At 32.3% G+C, this 20,438-nt stretch carries 19 protein-coding genes; 9 read left to right on the plus strand and 10 right to left on the minus strand.

Annotated elements, in window-relative coordinates; translation table 11 throughout:
* The first annotated feature begins 20 nt into the window (after positions 1-20).
* A complete protein-coding gene (gene ettA / locus DG508_RS06260) occupies positions 21-1,712 on the plus strand; it encodes an energy-dependent translational throttle protein EttA (protein WP_108867305.1) in 1,692 nt (563 codons plus the stop codon).
* 10 nt (positions 1,713-1,722) lie between these two features.
* Positions 1,723-2,415 carry an HAD family hydrolase gene (locus DG508_RS06265; protein ID WP_108867306.1) on the plus strand — a complete coding sequence of 231 codons (693 nt, stop codon included), beginning with the start codon at positions 1,723-1,725 and terminating at the stop codon, positions 2,413-2,415.
* 29 nt (positions 2,416-2,444) lie between these two features.
* Here DG508_RS06265 and DG508_RS06270 read toward each other — a convergent pair whose 3' ends face one another.
* From DG508_RS06270 to DG508_RS06285, 4 genes are all read right to left on the minus strand, one after another.
* Entirely contained in the window at positions 2,445-3,578 is a 1,134-nt protein-coding gene (locus DG508_RS06270) for a histidine decarboxylase (RefSeq protein WP_108867307.1), read from the minus strand.
* A 243-nt stretch (positions 3,579-3,821) separates the two neighbouring features.
* Entirely contained in the window at positions 3,822-4,412 is a 591-nt protein-coding gene (locus DG508_RS06275) for a pseudouridine synthase (protein ID WP_108867308.1), read from the minus strand.
* A 99-nt stretch (positions 4,413-4,511) separates the two neighbouring features.
* The gene (locus DG508_RS06280; RefSeq protein WP_108867309.1) at positions 4,512-5,312 is read right to left on the minus strand and encodes an MBL fold metallo-hydrolase; all 801 of its coding nucleotides are present in this window, start codon (positions 5,310-5,312) and stop codon (positions 4,512-4,514) included.
* Positions 5,313-5,530: 218 nt separating this feature from the next.
* Entirely contained in the window at positions 5,531-6,286 is a 756-nt protein-coding gene (locus DG508_RS06285; protein ID WP_108867310.1) for a sulfite exporter TauE/SafE family protein, read from the minus strand.
* A 203-nt stretch (positions 6,287-6,489) separates the two neighbouring features.
* Between DG508_RS06285 and DG508_RS06290 the strand changes: the two genes are divergently transcribed.
* Complete coding sequence (locus DG508_RS06290; RefSeq protein WP_108867311.1) at positions 6,490-8,220, plus strand: SulP family inorganic anion transporter; 1,731 nt, start codon at positions 6,490-6,492, stop codon at positions 8,218-8,220.
* 49 nt (positions 8,221-8,269) lie between these two features.
* Here the strand turns inward: DG508_RS06290 and DG508_RS06295 are convergent, their stop codons facing one another.
* A complete protein-coding gene (locus DG508_RS06295) occupies positions 8,270-9,235 on the minus strand; it encodes a peptidase associated/transthyretin-like domain-containing protein (RefSeq protein ID WP_108867312.1) in 966 nt (321 codons plus the stop codon).
* 363 nt (positions 9,236-9,598) lie between these two features.
* Here DG508_RS06295 and DG508_RS06300 point away from each other — a divergent pair, with 363 nt between their 5' ends.
* The 3 genes from DG508_RS06300 (at position 9,599) to DG508_RS06310 (ending at position 12,151) form a co-directional block, all read left to right on the plus strand.
* Positions 9,599-9,928: a helix-turn-helix transcriptional regulator gene (locus DG508_RS06300; protein ID WP_108867313.1), complete on the plus strand. Its 330-nt coding sequence runs from the start codon at positions 9,599-9,601 to the stop codon at positions 9,926-9,928.
* Positions 9,922-11,205, plus strand: a complete 1,284-nt coding sequence (locus DG508_RS06305) for a type II toxin-antitoxin system HipA family toxin (RefSeq protein ID WP_108867314.1) — start codon at positions 9,922-9,924, stop codon at positions 11,203-11,205. Before DG508_RS06300 ends, DG508_RS06305 begins: the two co-directional genes overlap by 7 nt.
* A 112-nt stretch (positions 11,206-11,317) precedes the next feature.
* Positions 11,318-12,151, plus strand: a complete 834-nt coding sequence (locus tag DG508_RS06310) for a DMT family transporter (RefSeq protein WP_234418188.1) — start codon at positions 11,318-11,320, stop codon at positions 12,149-12,151.
* A 152-nt stretch (positions 12,152-12,303) separates the two neighbouring features.
* On the opposite strand, the gene DG508_RS06315 is transcribed toward DG508_RS06310, so the two are convergent.
* The 5 genes from DG508_RS06315 to porX form a co-directional block, all read right to left on the minus strand.
* Positions 12,304-12,555, minus strand: a complete 252-nt coding sequence (locus tag DG508_RS06315; RefSeq protein WP_108867315.1) for a hypothetical protein — start codon at positions 12,553-12,555, stop codon at positions 12,304-12,306.
* Positions 12,556-12,857: 302 nt separating this feature from the next.
* Positions 12,858-13,232, minus strand: coding sequence for a DUF4258 domain-containing protein (locus DG508_RS06320; protein WP_108867316.1), 375 nt, complete (start codon positions 13,230-13,232; stop codon positions 12,858-12,860).
* Between the two features lie 94 nt (positions 13,233-13,326).
* Complete coding sequence (locus DG508_RS06325; protein ID WP_108867317.1) at positions 13,327-14,529, minus strand: alanine dehydrogenase; 1,203 nt, start codon at positions 14,527-14,529, stop codon at positions 13,327-13,329.
* Between the two features lie 98 nt (positions 14,530-14,627).
* The gene (gene tsaE / locus DG508_RS06330) at positions 14,628-15,029 is read right to left on the minus strand and encodes a tRNA (adenosine(37)-N6)-threonylcarbamoyltransferase complex ATPase subunit type 1 TsaE (protein ID WP_108867318.1); all 402 of its coding nucleotides are present in this window, start codon (positions 15,027-15,029) and stop codon (positions 14,628-14,630) included.
* A gap of 44 nt (positions 15,030-15,073) precedes the next feature.
* The gene (gene porX / locus DG508_RS06335; RefSeq protein WP_108867319.1) at positions 15,074-16,624 is read right to left on the minus strand and encodes a T9SS response regulator signal transducer PorX; all 1,551 of its coding nucleotides are present in this window, start codon (positions 16,622-16,624) and stop codon (positions 15,074-15,076) included.
* Positions 16,625-16,758: 134 nt separating this feature from the next.
* On the opposite strand from porX, the gene DG508_RS06340 reads away from it, so the two are divergent.
* Genes DG508_RS06340 through DG508_RS06350 form a run of 3 tightly spaced genes read left to right on the plus strand, consistent with a single transcriptional unit; the run spans position 16,759 to position 20,437 of the window.
* Positions 16,759-17,988: an HD domain-containing protein gene (locus DG508_RS06340; protein WP_108867320.1), complete on the plus strand. Its 1,230-nt coding sequence runs from the start codon at positions 16,759-16,761 to the stop codon at positions 17,986-17,988.
* 24 nt (positions 17,989-18,012) lie between these two features.
* Positions 18,013-19,041, plus strand: coding sequence for a UDP-3-O-(3-hydroxymyristoyl)glucosamine N-acyltransferase (gene lpxD / locus DG508_RS06345; protein ID WP_108867321.1), 1,029 nt, complete (start codon positions 18,013-18,015; stop codon positions 19,039-19,041).
* On the plus strand, positions 19,034-20,437 hold the full coding sequence (locus DG508_RS06350; RefSeq protein WP_108867322.1) for a bifunctional UDP-3-O-[3-hydroxymyristoyl] N-acetylglucosamine deacetylase/3-hydroxyacyl-ACP dehydratase: 1,404 nt from the start codon (positions 19,034-19,036) through the stop codon (positions 20,435-20,437). The genes lpxD and DG508_RS06350 overlap by 8 nt, the downstream gene beginning before the upstream one ends.
* Position 20,438 lies beyond the last annotated feature (1 nt).

A 20,438-nucleotide genomic window follows, 5' to 3' on the forward strand; every position in this document is an offset into this window, starting at 1 on the left:
ACAAATAATAAAAGGGGCTTATGTCAGACGATAAAAAAGTAATTTTCTCAATGTCGGGAGTGAGTAAGACGTTTAAAAGCGCAAATACTCCGGTACTTAAAAATATATATTTAAGCTTTTTTTATGGAGCTAAAATTGGAATTCTGGGTCTCAATGGTTCAGGTAAATCTACATTATTAAAGATTATTGCAGGTGTAGATAAGAACTATCAAGGAGATGTTGTATTTGCTTCGGGATATACTGTTGGTTTATTAGAACAGGAACCACAATTAGATCCAGATAAAACCGTATTAGAAGTTGTAAAAGAAGGAGTTGCAGAAACTGTTGCGGTTCTAGATGAGTACAACAAAATAAATGACATGTTTGGTTTGCCAGAGGTATATGAAAATCCTGATAAAATGCAGGAGCTTATGGACAAGCAGGCAAATCTACAAGATCAGATAGATGCTAGTAATGCATGGGAATTAGACACGAAGCTAGAAATAGCTATGGATGCACTTCGTACTCCTGATCCAGACAAAAAAATAAGTGTGTTATCAGGAGGAGAACGTAGAAGAGTGGCACTTTGTCGTCTTTTATTAAAAGAACCAGATGTGTTATTATTGGATGAACCGACCAACCATTTAGATGCAGAATCTGTGCATTGGTTAGAGCATCATTTGCAACAATATAAAGGAACTGTAATTGCTGTAACGCATGATAGGTACTTTTTGGATAATGTAGCTGGATGGATACTAGAGTTGGATAGAGGAGAAGGGATTCCTTGGAAAGGAAATTATTCTTCGTGGTTAGATCAAAAAGCAAAACGACTGGCAAAGGAACAAAAACAAGCTTCTAAACGCCAAAAAACATTAGAACGTGAGTTAGAATGGGTTCGTATGGCTCCAAAAGGAAGACAAGCGAAACAAAAAGCACGTTTGAGTAATTATGATAAATTACTAAGTCAAGACCAAAAGCAAGTTGACGAAAAAGTAGAAATTTATATTCCTAATGGGCCAAGATTAGGAACCAATGTTATTGAAGCTAGTGGTGTAAGTAAAGCTTTTGGAGATAAATTGCTTTATGAAGATTTAAATTTTAATCTTCCTCAAGCTGGTATTGTTGGGATCATAGGACCCAATGGTGCTGGTAAAACTACCATTTTTAAAATGATTATGGGAGAGGAACAACCCGATAAAGGTAACTTTACTGTAGGTGATACCGCTAAGATTGCGTATGTTGATCAAAGTCATAGTAATATTGATTCTGAAAGAACTATTTGGCAGAATTTTAGTGATGAGCAAGAGTTAGTAACGATGGGAGGTAGACAAGTGAATTCTAGAGCATATCTAAGCCGTTTTAATTTTAGTGGAAGCGAACAAAATAAAAAGGTATCTGCACTTTCTGGAGGAGAGCGTAACCGATTACATTTGGCAATGACGCTAAAAGAAGAAGGAAATGTATTGCTCCTTGATGAGCCTACCAATGATTTGGATGTAAATACTTTGAGAGCATTAGAAGAAGGATTAGAAAATTTTGCAGGATGTGCTGTGGTTATTTCTCACGACCGATGGTTTCTAGATAGAATATGTACTCATATTTTGGCTTTTGAAGGAGATTCACAAGTTTATTTCTTTGAAGGGAGTTTCTCTGATTATGAAGAAAATAAAAAGAAACGTTTGGGTGGTGACTTGATGCCAAAGCGTATTAAGTATAAGAAGTTAGTAAGATAAGTAGTAAGAGATGTCTTTAAGTAAGATAAAAGTAATTGCTTTTGATGCAGACGATACCCTATGGGTAAATGAAACTTTTTTTAGAAAAGCAGAAGAAGAGTTTTGTGAGTTATTGGTAGAGTATATGCCTGTAGAAAAGGCTAATAAATTACTTTTTGAGGTAGAAATGCAGAATTTGCCTATATATGGATATGGTATTAAACCTTTTACTCTATCCTTGATAGAAGCCGCAATCAAAATATCTAATGGTAATATGACCATAGATTTGGTGCAGAAGCTTATTGAAAAAGGTAAGCAGATGCTTGAGGAGCCTATAGAGTTGATCGATGGAATTGATAAAACGTTACATACCTTATCAAAAAAATATCGATTGGTAATGGCTACCAAAGGAGATTTATTAGATCAAGAACGCAAATTAATAAAGTCTGGATTAGAGAATTATTTTCATCACATAGAAATTGTATCTGATAAGACAGAGATGCATTATCAAAAATTGGTAAAGCATTTGGATATTTCAGAAAATGAATTTTTGATGGTTGGTAACTCTTTAAAATCAGATGTGTTACCTGTTTTAAATATCGGAGCACATGCATTTCATATTCCGTTTCATACTACATGGGTACATGAAATGGTTGATGAAAAAATAGAGCATCCCAATTTTAAGAGCTTTGCCAAGGCTACCGATCTATTAGAGATATTGTAAAGATTTAACTCTCACAAGAAATTACCGTTTTATACAGTAACTTCTTGTGAGAAATGATATCGTTCTATATCTGCAATAAAATTATCAATCTGCTCATAAGAAACATTAGGCATACAAATAATATGCGACTGTCCTTTTTCTGTTGCCAATTGCCATTTATTTATAATTTTTGAATCAGGAGTAGGAAAAACGATGGTAATAGCATTGGGGTTTCTCCAAGCTTCGATCCCCAGTTTTTTTAATTTATCTTCTGTATACGATGCTACTGCAAGACTGTGCTCTGTACGTTTTTTAAAACCTTCTACTCCTAATTTTTTTATAGCATACCATAAAAATAATGGAGTATGCCCATTTCTAGACCCTGTAATTGTAGCATCAGAACTACCAATATATGCTATTCTTCTTGCAATTCTATCTCTATTATCTTTTCTTACAATCACAACTCCTGATGGCATAGGTGACCCTATAAATTTATGTCCACTTATAGAAATACTATCAACTCCATCCTCAAAATCAAATTCTGGTCTAGGAGAAACAAATGGAGCAAAACCTCCAGCTAAAGCCGCATCTGCATGAATATAATACTTTTTGATAGCCATGCTTTCTATAATTGTTTTGATTTTTCTAGTATTATCCTTGGCTTCGGTCATGGTAGTACCAATATTTGCAACCACAATAGCAGGTCTGTGTCTGTGATATCCAATTGCTTCTTGCAGGTCATTATAATCCATCTCACCATTTGGAAGTGATTTTATAATAACGTAATCAATATTGAGTAAGGTTACATTTTTTTGAATACTGTAGTGTGTAGCTTCAGAAAAATATACCATTCCCTTAGGGTGTAGTTCTCTTGCGACATATAATCCATAAAGATTCCCTTCTGACCCTCCATTAGTTACATATCCCCAAATATCATTTTCATGTGCCCTAAACAAATTGGCAAAGAAATTTACAACTTCACGTTCCATAGCTCTTGAATCAACCCGATAGGTAGATTCTCCAAAAGGATCTCCTAAATTGTTTAATGGAAATTGTAGAAAAGGTGTTAATTCTGAATAATCAAAATCTTTTGAGACTGGATATCCCAAAAAATTTTGAGTAGTATTTTTTATGCTGTTGTATAACTGTTCTAGTTGCTCTTGCTCTTGGCTATGTAATTTCATAACTGAATTTATAATGCGCCCAAAATTACATGTTTATGATTTATTTTCGCTTAAAATATGTTATTTTAGAAAATAATTCTTTAAAAATTATTATTAGTGATTTTTTATTCTTCATAAGAGTAATGTACTACTTATTTTTAGAATAAGATTCTTAAGTCTAGGGTAGGAGGGTAAAGAATATTTTTTACTAAGCGAAAAATCATTAAACGAATGGTTTAATAGATGTAATTTTTATGTTATTGGTTACGTGATGTTTATTTTTATAACTTCTCCTGTTTGCATTGACCCTAGATGAATATCGCCTACTCTAATTCTTACCAATCGCAATGTAGGAAAACCAACGGCAGATGTCATTTTTCTAACCTGACGAAACTTTCCTTCACGTAGTGTAATAGAAACCCAACTAGTAGGACCATGTCTATCATCTCTAATTTTTTTTGCTCTTTCAGGAAAATCTGGTATGCTATCTAATTTGATTGCTTTGCATGGAGAGGTCATGTATTTTTTTCCATCAAACCCAATTTCTACACCTTCTTGTAGTGATGCAATAGCCTCTTTTGTAATATCTCCATTCACCTGTGCATAATACTCTTTTTCTATAGAACTACTACATATACGATTACTGGTTTTGCCATCAGTTGTTAATAATAATAAGCCTTCAGATTTTTCATCAAGTCTTCCAATCGCCATTATTCTTTCAGGAAAATCATGTAATTCACCCAACAATTTTTTTTTATGTTGTTTTTGACCATTATTTACAAACTGACTTAAATAGCCATAAGGCTTGTAAATTTTGTAATGATGATGTTTTTTGTCTTCTGTATTTGTATTCATTCAGAAATGTGTTGATGCTCTTTCTTTCAGTCGTATTGGATAAAATCATCAAAAGGTTTGCGTGTAACAAACCTTTTGATAGTTATTATACTGTAAGTGTTATTTTATAGTAGGATACCAATCTAGTTGTATAACTTCTATATTGGGATCTATCGATACCATTTTTTTAAATTTTTTAACATCACTTAAACCTTGTGGTCCTTTAAAATGGTATGGGTATACTTGCTTTGGTTTAAACTCTAATACTGCATCGGCAGCACTCTCAACAGTCATAGTATAAGGTAGGTTCATGCATATAAACGCCATATCTATATATTGTAAAGCTCTCATTTCGGGGATATCTTCTGTATCTCCAGAAAAATAAACACGTTTTTTACCCAAGGTAAGAATATAGCCATTACCTCTACCTTTTTTATGAAACTTCAAGGCTTCTTCTCGTAAATTATACATGGGAATAGCTTCTATAGGGATGCCTTGTATTTCTTTTACATCACCGTTATTCAAGATGATCAGATGATCTGTATATTTTGCAGGAAGTTTTTCGGCTACAGCTTGTGGCGCTATTATTTCAGCATTTGATAAATCTAGACTATCTAATGTTTCTATATCCATATGATCACCATGTACATCAGTAATAAGAACTAAATTGGCAGGTTTTTTATCTTTAAAAGGGGCGAAACCTCCTGTAGGGTCTATGTAGATTGTTTTTTCTTTCCATTCAAGGATAGTAGTTGCATGTTGTATTGCATGAATAGAGATGTCACTTTTAGGTTTTTCGGGTGTTTTTTGAGGTGCTTGTAAGGTAGTTTCATTTGTGCTCTTAGGAGCTTCTTGTTTTTCTGATTTACAATTCAAAAAAACAAGACCAACTAATGCAATGTAAAGGGGGTAAAACTTCATGACAAATTGATTTTTGTGTTTAATTTGGATTTAAAAGATAAGAATAATGAATGATATATAAGTGGGGAGGTCAAGTATATTAAGGGAGGAGATACTATTTTGAAATTATTTTATTTGTACTCCACTGTAAATATGAGGAATACAAGAAGGTTTTGTTGTACGTGTAATTATGCGTTAATTTTGTTTTTTTAAGTCAAATGCTTTCAAAAGGGAGAAATTTAATTGCTTACCCATAATTTAATAGCCATTGTAATTACCATTATGATTAAAAATATTTTGACCAATCCTTCTCCTTTTTTTACAGACCACCGACTGGCAATCCATCCGCCTGAAGCATTTCCTATAGCGAGTACAAAACCATAGATATAATCGATTTGATTATTATATATAAAAACAGCTAGGGCTCCAATGGTGTATATAAAAACTACAAGCGCTTTGATGGCATTTGATTTTACAAGATTTAAGTGATTTATAGAAGTTAGTCCCAGCAAAATAAATATTCCAACACCAGCTTGTATAAACCCTCCATAGATACCAATGAGAAAAAACACAAATATTGATATCCAGAGATGCTTCCCTTGTGTCCTATCTACTAAATCCTGAATATTTATTTTTGGTTTGAATACCATAAAAAGAACAACGATAATCATTACAATGGCAAGAATTTTATTGAATGTATCTCCTTTGATATCTACCGCAATTCTAGCGCCTATTAAAGAGCCAATAAGTGCAGATATACCTAGATATATTCCAAAAGAACTAGGTTTGATGCCTTTGCTTTTGAAACCAGCAATAGAAAAAATAGATTGAATGAAAATTCCGATACGATTTGTGCCGTTTGCTACAGCAGGAGGTAACCCCATAAAAATCAATAAAGGTAATGTGAGTAAAGATCCTCCTCCTGCAATGGTATTAATAACTCCTGCAATAAACCCAATACATGCTAGGATAAGAAGGAGTAAATATTCGTTCATTGAGTTTTATAAATGATAAGTTGTGTACTATCTACTCAAAAATAAGCATTTCTTTAAACTATAAATATAAATCCTATTGAAAAATAAGAAATTAACTTTTGAGAAAACAGAAATGTAAATTCTTTTGGTATAACTTCTCAAACTATTGTAGATTTACCTAATTAATCAAAACTATATATAACGTTAAAGCACTACATAAAATAATCCCGTTCCTTCAGGTTTTTAAAGAAAAAAAATACAATCGTTCTGTTTTTAAGGCCGATAGTATTGCTGGTGTTACAGTTGGTGTAATTCTTATACCACAGGCTATTGCGTATGCGTTGCTTATGGGGGTATCACCTATCTATGGGCTATATGCTTGTTTGGTTCCTTTATTATTATATGCTGTTTTTGGTACTTCTAGGCAATTAAGTATAGGACCTGTAGCAGTTACTGCAATTTTGGTCATGAGTGGTGTAAGTCAGCTTGCAGAACCATTTACAGAAGAATTTATAGAATTGGTAGTGTTTTCTGGCTTTTTGATAGGAGTATTACAGCTTATTATGAGTGCCTTGCGAATGGGGTTCTTGGTAAATCTTATTTCTCAACCTGTTATCTCAGGATTTATCTCTGCAGCAGCAATTATTATTATAGTCTCTCAGCTAGAACAAGGGTTAGGGCTTAATATTCCTGATTTTAAGCATACCTATGAAACTATAGGTTATGCGATTTATCACTTGTCAGAAGTTAATTTAATTACGCTTGGTATTTGCTTATTTTCTATTATTGGAATTACTGTATTAAAAAAATGGAAAAACTCTTTTCCTGGTGCTTTGATGGTGCTTGTTGTGACAACTTTGATAACCTATTTCTTTGATCTTGAAAATAAAGGGGTTGCTCTTATTAAAGATGTACCGAGTGGATTACCCTCTTTTGCTATTCCAGAAATGAGTTACGATACCATGGTTGCTCTTATTCCTTCTGTACTTACTGTTACTTTTATTGGATATGTAGGAAGTATTGGAATTGCAAAATCTATGGAAATGAAAAAAAGAGATCATACCATACGACCAAATCAGGAGTTATTTGCTTTAGGTATAGCCAAGGTTATTGGTGCTTTCTTTCAGGCAGTACCTTCTTCAGGAAGCTATAGTAGAACAGCGATTAATGATAAGGCAGGAGCTAAAACAACAGTGTCTTCTTTTGTTGCAGCGCTTATGGTGATATTTTCATTACTGTTTTTAACATCATTCTTTTATTATATTCCAAAAGCAGTGCTAGCCGCAATTATATTGGTATCTGTATTAGGGTTAATTAATTTTAGTGAAGCCAATTACTTATTCCGTCTTAGAAGGCGAGATTTTATAGTAATGATTATCACTTTTGTTGGAACATTAGTTTTTGGGGTAGAGAATGGTATTTTTATAGGGGTTGTATTATCATTTGTGTTTCTTCAGTATTATAGTGCTCGACCTCATATTGCAGAGCTGGTAAATATACCTCAAACTACATATTATAGAAATATTAATAGATTTCCTGATGCAGTACAGTCTGAAGTGTATTTAATTATACGTTTTGATAATCAGTTATATTTTGGTAATTCAAGTTATTTTAAAGATGCTATTTTAGAATTTGTCTCCAAGCGAAAACCTTTACCTAGTTTTTTGATTCTAGATAATACAAATATGCATGATATAGACAGTACTGGTTTGCATGTGCTAGAAGATATTCAGCAATACCTAGACGGATTAGATATTCAGTTATTGATGGTGGGAACAATTGGCCCTGTAAGAGATTTCTTGAAACGATCAGGTTTTACAGATGAGTTAGGAGAAAATCGGTATTACTTAACAATTTCTGATGCTGTAGATTATGCTGAGAATCGTACTCAACACAAAGAAAAACATAAGGCAGCCGTGCAATTTAATGAGAAAAGAAGGTCTTTTCTGGATTGATATGATGTTTGTCTATAGTAATAAGTAATACATTTTAAGAGATTTAGAATCAGTCTTTTTCATATAAATGTAACTTCAAACCCATTCCGTAATTGGTATTATTGTTTTTGATAAGGTTGTTGTTTTGACTATACTTACGATCAAAACGTTGCCAAGTTCTATTCTTAAAAAATACTCTTCGTGTAAATGTCTTATAGGTATTTATTTTATCTGTAAAAGGAAGCAGAGGTCTAAATGTTGTAGACACCTTTACTGTACCTTTACGAGTTTGAATTTCACTATATTTTTTGGTTTGTTGTAGCTTTCCATTTTTATCTGCATACCCCATTACTTGTATAGAAATGAAGATGCCTTCTTTGGGGATAAAAACTTTGTACTCGGAAATATCAAGCTCAAAATTGGATTTATCTTTATCAGAAACATTAAATATAATGTCCTCATAAGGTAGTCTTTTATCAGGATACCCTTTGTTATTTTTATAAAATTGCATTTTGAATAGTGTCGAAAACGATTGGTCTTTTCCAGAGTTACGATTTGATGATTCTGTTTTAACAGGAAGGTATACAGATGCAATTTTGGTAGATTTATCAGAATCTTTAGGAAAAAAAACTGCGATTTCAGATTCTACCGTAGGTAACCAGCTCTTGAAATAATCATTATGTACAATAGAAGCTAATTTACGAGTCTTATATTTTCTTTTCTTTTCTGCTATGATATATACCTCTTTGAGTTCTGCTATATTTTGAGGTAACATTATTTTTTGAGGTAATGAGGCTGTTGATAAGGCTATTTCTTTGTGTCCTACAGCAGATATGTATAATGAATCTATATCGGGATACCATTTTTTTGAAAAACGAAAATTACCATCACCATCTGCAAATGTACCATTTCCATTTCCAAAAGAAATTGTAGCATAGGATATAGGTGTTTTTTGTACTGAGTCAAGTACAACGTAAGTCTGTGTATAGACAATTTGAGCTAAAAAAAGCAAGAATATTGGGGGTAGCTTTTTCATTTAAATTGGGGGATTAAAGAAACTAAAATAATAAAATATATTCAAAATAATACGATTATCATGCCAAAGAGTTTTGGTAAGCTATACTATTTTTATAATAATTTGTTTTTTATAAGAATAGAATTTAAGGAAGATCGTTTTCTTGTATAATAGATGAAATAATTAATCAACTATTCATTATTTTATACTAAAATGTATTTATGTATATTTTAATGTACTATAAATGCTTTTTAAGCTTTTAAAATATAATTAATTATTCTTAAAAAATAATATTAATATTTTATTAATAAAGAATATTAAAATATACTTTATTTGTTTTTTAAACTTTTAATGTATATTTTTATATACTTTAATAATTGATAAATGAAATTGAATAACCTTTCAGACGAACAAGTATTAATAGAACTTACTCGCAGAGTAAAACAAAAGCGTTTAAACCTTAATGTGACGCAAGATGAATTATCTAAGAAAGCAGGGGTGCATGTGCAAACGATTAAGAATTTTGAATCAGGAAAAACAACAACCTTATTAACTTTTATTCAGGTACTACGTGCATTAGGGGATTTAGATGTGTTTGATTCTTTTTTTCCTGATCCAGGGGTTAGCCCAATTGAGTTGTTGAAGCTAAAAGGGAAAGAGCGAGAAAGAGCATCTCGTAGTTATAAAAATAAAAATGAAGACCCGTCATGGTAGATGTAATAAAAATTACTTTATGGGGAGAAGAATTGGGGGCATTGAGCTGGGATAACGATAAGAAGTTTGCGTCTTTTGAATTTTTTTCTTCGTTTTTAAGTAAAAACCTAGATGTATCACCAATACATATGCCGATACGATCATCAGTAAAAAAAATATATAGCTTCCCTAGAATAAATGAAGATACTTACAAAGGATTACCAGGGATGTTATCTGATGTTTTGCCTGATGATTTTGGGAATAGACTGATTGATCAATGGTTGGTGTTGAATAATATTCCTAAATCTAAATTTACACCCCTTGATCGATTGTGTTATATAGGTACTCGTGGTATGGGGGCCTTAGAATTTCAGCCAGCCAAACGAATAGGGCAGGTGCAGGTCAATACGCTAGAGGTTGATAAATTAGCGAAATTAGCAGAAAAAATACTTAATACAAGAGAAAATCTTACACTTAATCTTTCTGATACAGAACATCTTAATGAATTAATTAAAGTAGGAACTTCTGCGGGAGGACAACGTGCAAAAGCTATCATAGCGTATAATTCAAAGACGCATGAAATACGATCGGGACAAGCTATAGCTCCAGAAGGGTTTGAGCATTATATGTTTAAATTTGACGGGGTAAATGATGCTACGCTCGGAGACCCAAAAGGATATGGGAGGATAGAATATGCATATTATTTGATGGCATTAGATAGTGGTATTGATATGGAGCATTCTTTATTGTTTGAGGAACATGATAGAGCGCATTTTATGACAAAGCGTTTTGATCGTTATCATAATCAAAAAATCCATATGCAAACGTTGTGTTCGATAGCACATTTTGACTATAAATCCCCAGGTTCATATTCTTATGAAAATGCTTTTGAGGTAATGCGTCAAATGAGGTTGTCTCATATTGATGCTATACGGTTGTATAAAAGGATGGTATTTAATGTTATTGCTCGTAACCAAGACGATCATACAAAAAATATCTCTTTTTTAATGAATAAGAAAGGAGAGTGGAAATTATCTCCTGCTTATGATGTAACATATTCATATAACCCAGAAGGGATTTGGACAAGTGTGCATCAGATGTCTGTAAATGGTAAGAGGGATGATTTTGTTATGAAAGATTTGATTACTATAGGAGAAAAAATAAGTTATAAAAACTGTAAAGAAGCAATAGAACAAGTTATAGAGGTAGTGTCTAATTGGGGAATGTATGCTCAAAAAGCTGGAATTCCAAAATTACAAGCAGATGTATTAGCTAAAGCATTTCGATTGAGCTTATAATAGCTTTAGTTTTTAAGTTACATTTGCTGCTATTATAAATTATGCTGTAAGGACTGATAGTTATGATTAATGATAAAATTTGTCTGAAATAGCCTAAAAAAATATAAGGCAGATGAAAAAAGCAATCTATTTTATGCTTCTCAGTGCTGTGTTTTTTACAACATTGAATTTGTTTGTTAAGTATTTGGCAAAATTTGGTGGAGCACAATTAGTTTTTTTTAGAGCCTTAGGCTCTTTGTTTTTTACAATGAGTTATTTGCTATGGAATAAAATCCCTATGTTAGGGAATCAAAAGAAATTATTGATTTGGCGTGGATTGGTGGGATTAACTTCTATGGGGTTGTTTTTTATGTCTGTAAATTATCTTCCTATTGGCTCAGCAGTATCATTGCGATATTTGTCTCCAATTTTTGCTACAATTCTGGCTGTGTTTTTTCTTAGAGAACGAGTGAAACCAATACAATGGTTGTTTTTTTTGATGGCTTTTGGAGGCGTGTTAATGATAAAAGGATTTGATCCAAATATTGATTCTTTTGGTTTGTTGCTAATATTAGGGTCTGCTCTGTTTAGTGGGGTGGTGTATGTGTTGATTAATAAAATAGGTAGAGATGATCATCCTGTAGTGATTGTTAATTATTTTATGTGGATTTCTGTAATAATAGGAGGTGTTCTTTCTATTTTTAATTGGACAACCCCTGTTGGGGTAGAATATTTATTGTTACTGAGTTTAGGAGTTTTTGGATATTTTGGTCAACTATTTATGACCAAAGCATTTCAATTACAAGCTACAAATAAGGTGGTGTCCCTTAAGTATATTGAAGTTCTATTTACAATGATTTTTGGAGTCTTTTGGTTTGGAGATATATATCCTATGCTAAGTATACTGGGAACTCTATTGGTGATCACTGGTTTGGTGTTGAATATATGGTATCGCAATAAAAAATAACACAAAAAGAATAGAGAAAAAGTCTATGGTTGATAATTGACCACTATCGTCATAAAGATCAAATGAACTTTAGGGATTTGAATAAAATTATAGTTTTGTAATTAAATATGAACCTAAAAATGTCAATAAAATTATCAACCATAGAGCCTTAACTAAGAAAAATCTTCTCTGAGATAATACATTAGCTTGCCTTTATCAGTAAAGCTTTTTATAGCTAAAATCTCATCTGTGAGTTTGTTATAAATTACTTCAACAAACAGTAAATCTACATAGAAAATAGAGTAATAAAAATCTCGATTTCTATCGTTAATTGTAAAAAGGTGAATACCTCTATTCCAAAGGTCTTTGTATTTGTTATCTAATTGTTGAGCATTAAACTCTTGCTCTAGGGTAGTTTTACGCATAAGTTATTCAATTTTTAATTTGAGGGATTATAAAACTACGGAAAAACCGTAATAAAAACAAATTATTTTAACCTAATAAATTGAAAAACAATGTTTTTGAGCTAAATAATTGTTAAAATTATGTGTTTGAAGTGTTGTTTTGAGGAGATAAAACTTTAAAAAAAATACTGCCTTAGAATTTGTGTTTAGTTATTTTGTGCTCTTGTGTATCGGGTTTGTGTTCATAACACAACACAAAAGCATAATATGTAACATCAATCCTTTATTAGAAGTGTTGAAAGAATATAATTAACTTATAATTCTTATTTTGAGATGTTTAATGTGTTTACTTTGGCGATAGAGTCACAATTCTCTATAAGCATTGTAAAGTTTTTTTCTTTAGTAGATCCTTCTATAAAATAAATTCGGCAAGAATCCAATTTAGTATTACTCTTTCCAAAATCTACACTACCAGAAGTAAGAATCTCTCTTATGTTGGAAGTGTCTATTTTGTGTGTTAGCATTGTGGTTAATGCCTGTTCAGAAAAAGATTTTTTCTTAATTCTTATGTTTTTTAAGACTCTTGCTGTTGGGCTATAGTCACAAGAAGCTTTTTTTCCTCCTAGAAAGAAAAATAAAAGAATAAGACCAATAACAAATCCTCCTGAGTAGTAAAATAATCGATGTGCCAGTTTCATAAACTTAATGAAATATTATGGGGCCAAAAGTAAGTAAATTTTGGAATTTAAAGTAAGAAACTATACAAAGTTAATTAGGGTAGAGTGCACTGTTTTACAAAATTAATAAATTGATATCTCTATAAGAAAGATCAAACCAATCGGCAATAGGTTTACTGGTCAAGATCCCGCGATAAAAATACAATCCATTTTTAAGACCTCGATCAAACCGAACAGCATTCTCTATTCCTCCTTCCTCGCCAATCTGTAATAGATAAGGGGTAAATATATTACTTATAGATAGAGAAGATGTTCTTGCATAGCGAGAGGGTATGTTAGGAACACAGTAGTGTAGTACACCATGTTTATCAAATGTAGGGTGATCATGAGAGGTAACTTCACTAGTTTCAATACATCCTCCCATATCGATACTTACATCAATAATTACAGCTCCTGTTTTCATACGTTCAACCATGGCTTCACTAACTATAATAGGGGCTCTGTTTTTTCCTCTAATTGCCCCAATTACCACATCACAACGGCGTAGTGCTTTTAGTAGGTTTTTAGGCTGAATGGTTGAAGTGTATAATGGTCTACCTACATTTGTTTGTATGCAACGAAGTTTGGTAATAGAATTATCAAAGACTTTTACATTTGCTCCTAGTCCAATTGCAGATCGTGCAGCAAATTCACCAACAGTACCAGCACCAAGAATTACAACCTCTACAGGAGGCACTCCGCTTATGTTACCCATCATCAATCCAGAACCATCGGTGGTTGCGCTACTCATCAATTCAGAGGCGATAAGAACAGCTGCTGTTCCTGCTATTTCGCTTAAAGCTCTTACGGCAGGGTATGCTCCATCAGCATCACGAATGAATTCAAAACCTAATGCAGTAATTCTTTTTTTTGCAAGTTCTTGAAAATATTCTTTGGATTGAGTTTTTAATTGCAGAGCAGATATTAATACAGTTTGCGGGTTTATATGTTCAAGCTCCTCAGTAGAAGGTGGTTCTACTTTGAGTATAATTGGGCATCCAAAAACCTTAGTTTTGTCGTTTGTAATTTCTGCACCAGCCTCACTATAATCTTGATCAGTAAAGCTTGCTCCAGTTCCAGCATTGGATTCTAGTAATACTCTATGACCATGAGTGGTTAGTGCCGCAACAGCATCGGGGGTAAGGCATACTCGCTTTTCCTGATAGTGGGTTTCTTTGGGTATACCAATAAAGAGTTTTCCTTTTTTACGAGCTACTTCAATCATTTCTTCTTGAGGAAGTAGCTGTTCTTTTGTAAAAGGAGATTTTGATGTGCTCATTTGCGTGAAATTCTGTAACTCAAATTACGAATAAAAAAGTCAAGAAAACAAATAGGATTCCTATTAGAGCGTATAATTTTATAAACTACTCTTTATTTTTATAATGAAAGAACCCTTTTGTTATCTTCTAGTAAGCTTATTTCCACAGTTGTACTATTCTCTGGTAGCAACTTAGATATTTTTTCTGGCCATTCTATAAAAACCCAAGCTCCAGAGTCAATATATTCTTCAAAACCAATGTGATGTGCCTCTTCTTCATCTTGAATTCTATAAAAATCAAAATGATAGATTACCCCATCATTACCCATATATTCATTTACTAAAGAGTAAGTAGGACTAGAAATTACATCTTTTACTCCAAGATGTTTACAAATTTCTTTTATTAAAGTGGTTTTACCCATTCCCATTTCGGCATTAAAAAGTATAATTTTATTTGTTGTATTTAAAACTACTTTTTCTGCTACTTCAGGAAGGTCCTGTAAGGTGTATTCTATTGTCATTTTTCTATTTCTATTTGCTGAGCCTAGAATACTGTGAGATTACATTACCTAGGGTTCATTACTATAAAAGGAATTACCATTTCTTCTAAAGAAACACCACCATGTTGATATGTGTTTCTGTAATAACTAACATAATGATTGTAGTTATTGGGATAAGCAAAGAAATAATCTCCTTTGGCAAAAATAAAAGAACTACTCATATTTATAGAAGGTAAATGTACAGTTTTTGGATTGGTAGCTTCCAAAACTTCTTTTCTTTCATAAGTAAGACTTTTACCAGTTTTATAACGTAAATTAAGACTAGTGTTTTTATCTCCTATTACCTTTGAAGGGTTTTTTACATTTATAGTACCATGATCAGTAGTGATTAATAATTTGAAGCCCAGTTGTTGTGCTTGTTGAATCATTTCTAGTAAAGGTGAATTTCTAAACCAGCTTTGTGTCAAGGACCTATAAGACTTGTCGTTTGATGCTAGTTCTTTGATGACTTCCATTTCGGTTTTACTATGAGAAAGCATATCAACAAAATTATATACCACTACAGTAAGATCATTATTTTTTAATCCTCTAAAATTTGCGGCTAATGTTTTACCTGACTTTTCATTAGTTATTTTGTAGTATTCATGTTTGATATCAAGACCTAGTCGTTCTAATTGAGCAGTTAAGAATTCATTTTCATTCATGTTTTTTCCGCCTTCATCAATATCATCAAGCCATAGATCAGGATGTCTTTTTTTCATTTCGGCAGGCATTAAACCTGAGAAAATTGAATTTCGGGCATATTGAGTTGCTGTAGGCAGAATACTGCAGTATGCAATTTCTTGTTCCTTTTTATAATAATTATTGATGGTAGGTTCAAAAGCTTTCCATTGATCATAGCGTAAATTATCTATAACTACTAGAAGAGTAGGTTGTTCTTTACTTATTTCTGGAATTACTTTTTCTCTAAATAATGTATGAGACATTACGGGAGCATCGCTTTTTCCATCAAACCAATCTGGATAGTTTTTATCTATAAATTTGCAAAACTGTGTATTAGCTTCTACTTTTTGAGATTCTAAAATCTCGAACATACCAGTATCTTCAATATTTTCAAGCTGTAATTCCCAGTAAATTAATCTTTGGTATAAATCAGTCCATTCTTCATAAGAATTTACCATTGCCATATCCATGGCTATCTTTCTAAATTCTTGTTGGTAATTTGAGGTAGTCTTTTCTGAAACTAATCTAGAGTTATCCAGATTCTTTTTTAAACTAAGAAGAATTTGATTAGGATTAACAGGTTTTATAAGATAATCTGCAATCTTACTACCAATAGCTTCTTCCATTATATATTCCTCTTCACTTTTGGTAATCATTACCACAGGAATACCATCTTCTTTTTCTTTTATTTCTGATAAGGTTTCAATTCCAGAAAGACCTGGCATATTTTCGTCTAGAAAAATGATGTCAAAATTATCATCATCTATGATGTCTAATGCCTCTGTACCACTTTGACATTTAGTTACCTCATAATTTTTCTTTTCTAAAAATAGAATATGTGGCTTAAGTAAATCAATCTCATCATCCACCCACAGTATCTTTATTTTGCTCATTAAGTCTTATTTTTTATCGTTTATTAGTTTCTTGTTTTATTTATAGTAAAACTATAATAGTTTAAATTCATTTTTGAAAAGTTCAATTATGCCAAGCATATATGTATATTTGTTTCCGTAAATATAAAAGGAACTTGAAAAAAAGAAATAAGCTCAAAATATTAAACGATCCAATTTACGGTTTTATTACGATACCTAACGAACTAATTTTTGATCTGCTAGAACATAAGTACTTTCAGAGGTTGCGTAGGATTTCTCAAATGGGATTATCTTATCTTGTATATCCAGGAGCACATCATACTCGTTTTCATCACGCTTTGGGATGTATGCATCTTATGCAAAAAGCAGTGAGAGTTCTACGTTTTAAAGGGATTGATATTTCTGACAAAGAAGAAGAAGCACTTTATATAGCGATATTATTACATGATATAGGTCACGGACCTTTTTCTCATGCTATGGAGCATAGTATTGTAAACGAGGTTAATCATGAGAAGATTTCTCTCATGTTTATGGAAAAAATTAATGCAGAATTTAACGGGAGTTTAACGCTTGCAATTCAGGTCTTTAAAGGGGAGTATCATCGTAATTTTTTGCACCAGCTCATTTCAGGGCAATTAGATATGGATAGATTAGACTATCTAAAAAGAGATAGTTTTTATACAGGAGTTGCAGAAGGGAATGTGAATAGTGAACGCCTGATTACAATGCTTACTGTCATTAATGATGAATTGGTGGTAGAAGAAAAAGGAATATATTCTGTAGAAAAATTTTTACTAGCCAGACGATTAATGTATTGGCAGGTGTATTTGCATAAAACAAGTTTGGTTGCAGAGAATTTATTGATTCGAGTGTTGCAGAGAGCAAAAGAGTTAGTTGATAATGGAGTAGCATTATCAGCAAGTAATGCATTATCATTTTTCTTAAAAAATAAAATTACCGCTGAGAATTTTACTACAGACGTTTTAGAAACATTCGCTAGGCTCGATGATTATGATATTGTTTGTGCAATGAAAGAATGGGTGTATGCAGAAGACTTTGTTTTAAGTAAACTATCTGCTATGATTATAGACCGTGATCTCCTCAAAGTAAAAGTTAAAAAGAAAGCATTTGGAAATAATAAGAAAGAAAGCCATATAGAAAAATTTAAAAATAAATATAAAATTTCTGAAGAAGAAGCTCGTTATTTTATTTTCGATGGCGTTATTTCAAACCAAGCTTATCACCTTAACAAACAGAATATAAATATTTTATATAAGTCAAGAAAAATAGTAGACATTGTCAAAGCTACAGATCAGTTTAATCTTGAAGCATTGTCAAAACCAGTAACTAAATATTTTATGTGCTATCCAAAGCATAAACATTAACACATTTTTTATACTTTTGCTAGAATGATTTTTACAGCCACACAAATTGCGGGTATTTTAAACGGAGAAATCGAGGGAGATGAGACTGTTGAAGTGTCCAAACTAGCTAAAATAGAAGAAGGAACAAAAGGGTCACTAACCTTTTTGTCAAATCCTAAGTACACACAATACATATATTCTACAGATGCCTCGATCACTATTGTAGATAAAACCTTTGAAGCAGAGACAAAGATTAAAACTACTTTGATAAGAGTAGATGATGCGTATAAGGCTTTTTCTCAATTATTGGAGTATTATAATATGGTGAAGATGAATAAAGCAGGTATAGAACAACCTAGTTTTATGTCAGAAACTGCATCATTTGGAGAGAATATTTATTTTGGAGCATTTTCTTATATGGGGGATAATGTTAAAATTGGCGAAAATGCCAAGATCTTCCCTAATGTATATATAGGAGATAATGTTACAATCGGTGATAATATAATTGTATTTGCTGGGGCCAAAATTTATTCTGAAACCATAATAGGCGATAACTGTGTGATTCATAGTGGTGCTATAGTAGGTGCAGATGGCTTTGGTTTTACCCCTAACGAAAAAGGAGAATATAGTAAAGTACCTCAAACAGGTAATGTTGTTATAGAAGACAATGTTGATGTAGGTGCAGGAACAACTATAGATAGGGCTACTCTTGGCTCTACTGTTATACATAGAGGAGTAAAACTGGATAATCAAATACAAATAGCTCATAATGTAGAAATAGGAGAACATACTGCAATTGCAGCACAAACAGGTATTGCAGGGTCAACTAAGATCGGTAAACATTGTTTGATAGGTGGACAAGTAGGTATTGCTGGACATCTTGTTATAGGTAATAATGTTAGAATTCAAGCTCAATCAGGTATCGGAAGAAATATAAAAGACGGAGAGGCAATACAAGGATCTCCAGCTCTTGGCTATTCTGATTATAATAAATCCTATGTACATTTTAAGAATTTACCTAAAATTGTAGATAGAATATACAAACTAGAGAAAAAAGAAAATAATAATGACTGACGTTGTGGTAAGCAAACAAAGAACCATTAAACAGGAAATAAAACTTACAGGTGTAGGCTTACATACTGGAAAAGAAGTGACCTTAACATTCAAACCTGCGCCAGAGAATCATGGATACGCATTTTGTAGAATTGATTTAGAAGGTAACCCTATTATTGAAGCAGATGCTAATTATGTAGTCAATACACAAAGAGGAACAAATCTGGAGAAAAATGGAGTTAGTATACAAACGTCAGAGCACGTATTGGCTGCTTGTGTTGGGTTAGAAATAGACAACCTTTTAATCGAGTTAAATGCTTCTGAGCCTCCTATAATGGATGGGTCAAGTAAGTTTTTTATGAAAGCACTTGAAGAAGCAGGTATTGTAGAGCAAGAAGCAGAAAGAGAAGAGTATGTTGTAAAGGATGTAATCTCTTATACCGATGAAGAATCAGGTAGCGAGATTATTGTAATGCCATCTGATGAATATCAAATCACTACAATGGTAGATTTTGGTACAAAAGTTTTAGGTACTCAAAATGCATCATTAAAACATCTTTCGGATTTTAAAAAGGATATAGCAGATGCAAGAACTTTTAGTTTTTTGCATGAACTAGAGATGTTATTAGAACATGGATTGATTAAAGGTGGAGACCTTAATAATGCTATTGTGTATGTGGATAAAGAATTAAGTCCTAGTACAATGGAGAAGTTGAAGGTTGCTTTTGGTAAAGAATCAATTGCAGTTAAGCCTAATGGTATATTAGATAATTTGACATTACATTATCCAAATGAAGCTGCTAGACATAAATTATTAGATGTAGTTGGAGATTTAGCATTAATAGGTACCAGAATTAGAGGGAAGATTATAGCAAATAAACCAGGGCATTATGTAAATACTCAATTTGCTAAAAAACTCTCTAAAATTATAAAGATTGAGAAGCGAAATAAAGTTCCTCAGTTTGATCTTTCCAAGACTCCACTTATGGATATTAATAAGATTATGAATATGCTACCGCATAGACCTCCGTTCTTATTGATAGATAAAATACTGGAAATGTCTGATAAACATGTAGTCGGACTTAAAAATGTAACTATGAATGAACCATTCTTTGTAGGGCATTTTCCAGGAGCACCAGTAATGCCAGGAGTATTACAAATAGAAGCAATGGCTCAAACAGGAGGTATTCTAGCATTAAGTACAGTGCCAGATCCTGAGAATTACCTTACCTATTTTATGAAAATAGATAAAGTAAAATTTAAACAACAAGTATTGCCGGGAGATACCTTAATTTTTAAATTAGAATTGATAACACCAATTCGTAGAGGTATATGTCACATGCAAGCTTTTGCTTATGCTAATGGAAAATTAGTTACAGAAGCAGAACTTATGGCACAAATCGTAAAATCAAAATAAT

Origin of the sequence: Aquimarina aquimarini, from assembly GCF_900299535.1 — a bacterium.
GTDB lineage: Bacteria > Bacteroidota > Bacteroidia > Flavobacteriales > Flavobacteriaceae > Aquimarina > Aquimarina aquimarini.

Excerpts from the sequence above, each read along its gene's own strand:
- ettA (WP_108867305.1), top strand. The coding sequence starts at position 21 with ATGTCAGACGATAAAAAAGTAATTTTCTCAATGTCGGGAGTGAGTAAG.
- DG508_RS06265 (WP_108867306.1), top strand. The coding sequence starts at position 1,723 with ATGTCTTTAAGTAAGATAAAAGTAATTGCTTTTGATGCAGACGATACC.
- DG508_RS06270 (WP_108867307.1), bottom strand. The coding sequence starts at position 3,578 with ATGAAATTACATAGCCAAGAGCAAGAGCAACTAGAACAGTTATACAAC.
- DG508_RS06275 (WP_108867308.1), bottom strand. The coding sequence starts at position 4,412 with ATGAATACAAATACAGAAGACAAAAAACATCATCATTACAAAATTTAC.
- DG508_RS06280 (WP_108867309.1), bottom strand. The coding sequence starts at position 5,312 with ATGAAGTTTTACCCCCTTTACATTGCATTAGTTGGTCTTGTTTTTTTG.
- DG508_RS06285 (WP_108867310.1), bottom strand. The coding sequence starts at position 6,286 with ATGAACGAATATTTACTCCTTCTTATCCTAGCATGTATTGGGTTTATT.
- DG508_RS06295 (WP_108867312.1), bottom strand. The coding sequence starts at position 9,235 with ATGAAAAAGCTACCCCCAATATTCTTGCTTTTTTTAGCTCAAATTGTC.
- DG508_RS06300 (WP_108867313.1), top strand. The coding sequence starts at position 9,599 with ATGAAATTGAATAACCTTTCAGACGAACAAGTATTAATAGAACTTACT.
- DG508_RS06305 (WP_108867314.1), top strand. The coding sequence starts at position 9,922 with ATGGTAGATGTAATAAAAATTACTTTATGGGGAGAAGAATTGGGGGCA.
- DG508_RS06310 (WP_234418188.1), top strand. The coding sequence starts at position 11,318 with ATGAAAAAAGCAATCTATTTTATGCTTCTCAGTGCTGTGTTTTTTACA.
- DG508_RS06315 (WP_108867315.1), bottom strand. The coding sequence starts at position 12,555 with ATGCGTAAAACTACCCTAGAGCAAGAGTTTAATGCTCAACAATTAGAT.
- DG508_RS06320 (WP_108867316.1), bottom strand. The coding sequence starts at position 13,232 with ATGAAACTGGCACATCGATTATTTTACTACTCAGGAGGATTTGTTATT.
- DG508_RS06325 (WP_108867317.1), bottom strand. The coding sequence starts at position 14,529 with ATGAGCACATCAAAATCTCCTTTTACAAAAGAACAGCTACTTCCTCAA.
- tsaE (WP_108867318.1), bottom strand. The coding sequence starts at position 15,029 with ATGACAATAGAATACACCTTACAGGACCTTCCTGAAGTAGCAGAAAAA.
- porX (WP_108867319.1), bottom strand. The coding sequence starts at position 16,624 with ATGAGCAAAATAAAGATACTGTGGGTGGATGATGAGATTGATTTACTT.
- lpxD (WP_108867321.1), top strand. The coding sequence starts at position 18,013 with ATGATTTTTACAGCCACACAAATTGCGGGTATTTTAAACGGAGAAATC.
- DG508_RS06350 (WP_108867322.1), top strand. The coding sequence starts at position 19,034 with ATGACTGACGTTGTGGTAAGCAAACAAAGAACCATTAAACAGGAAATA.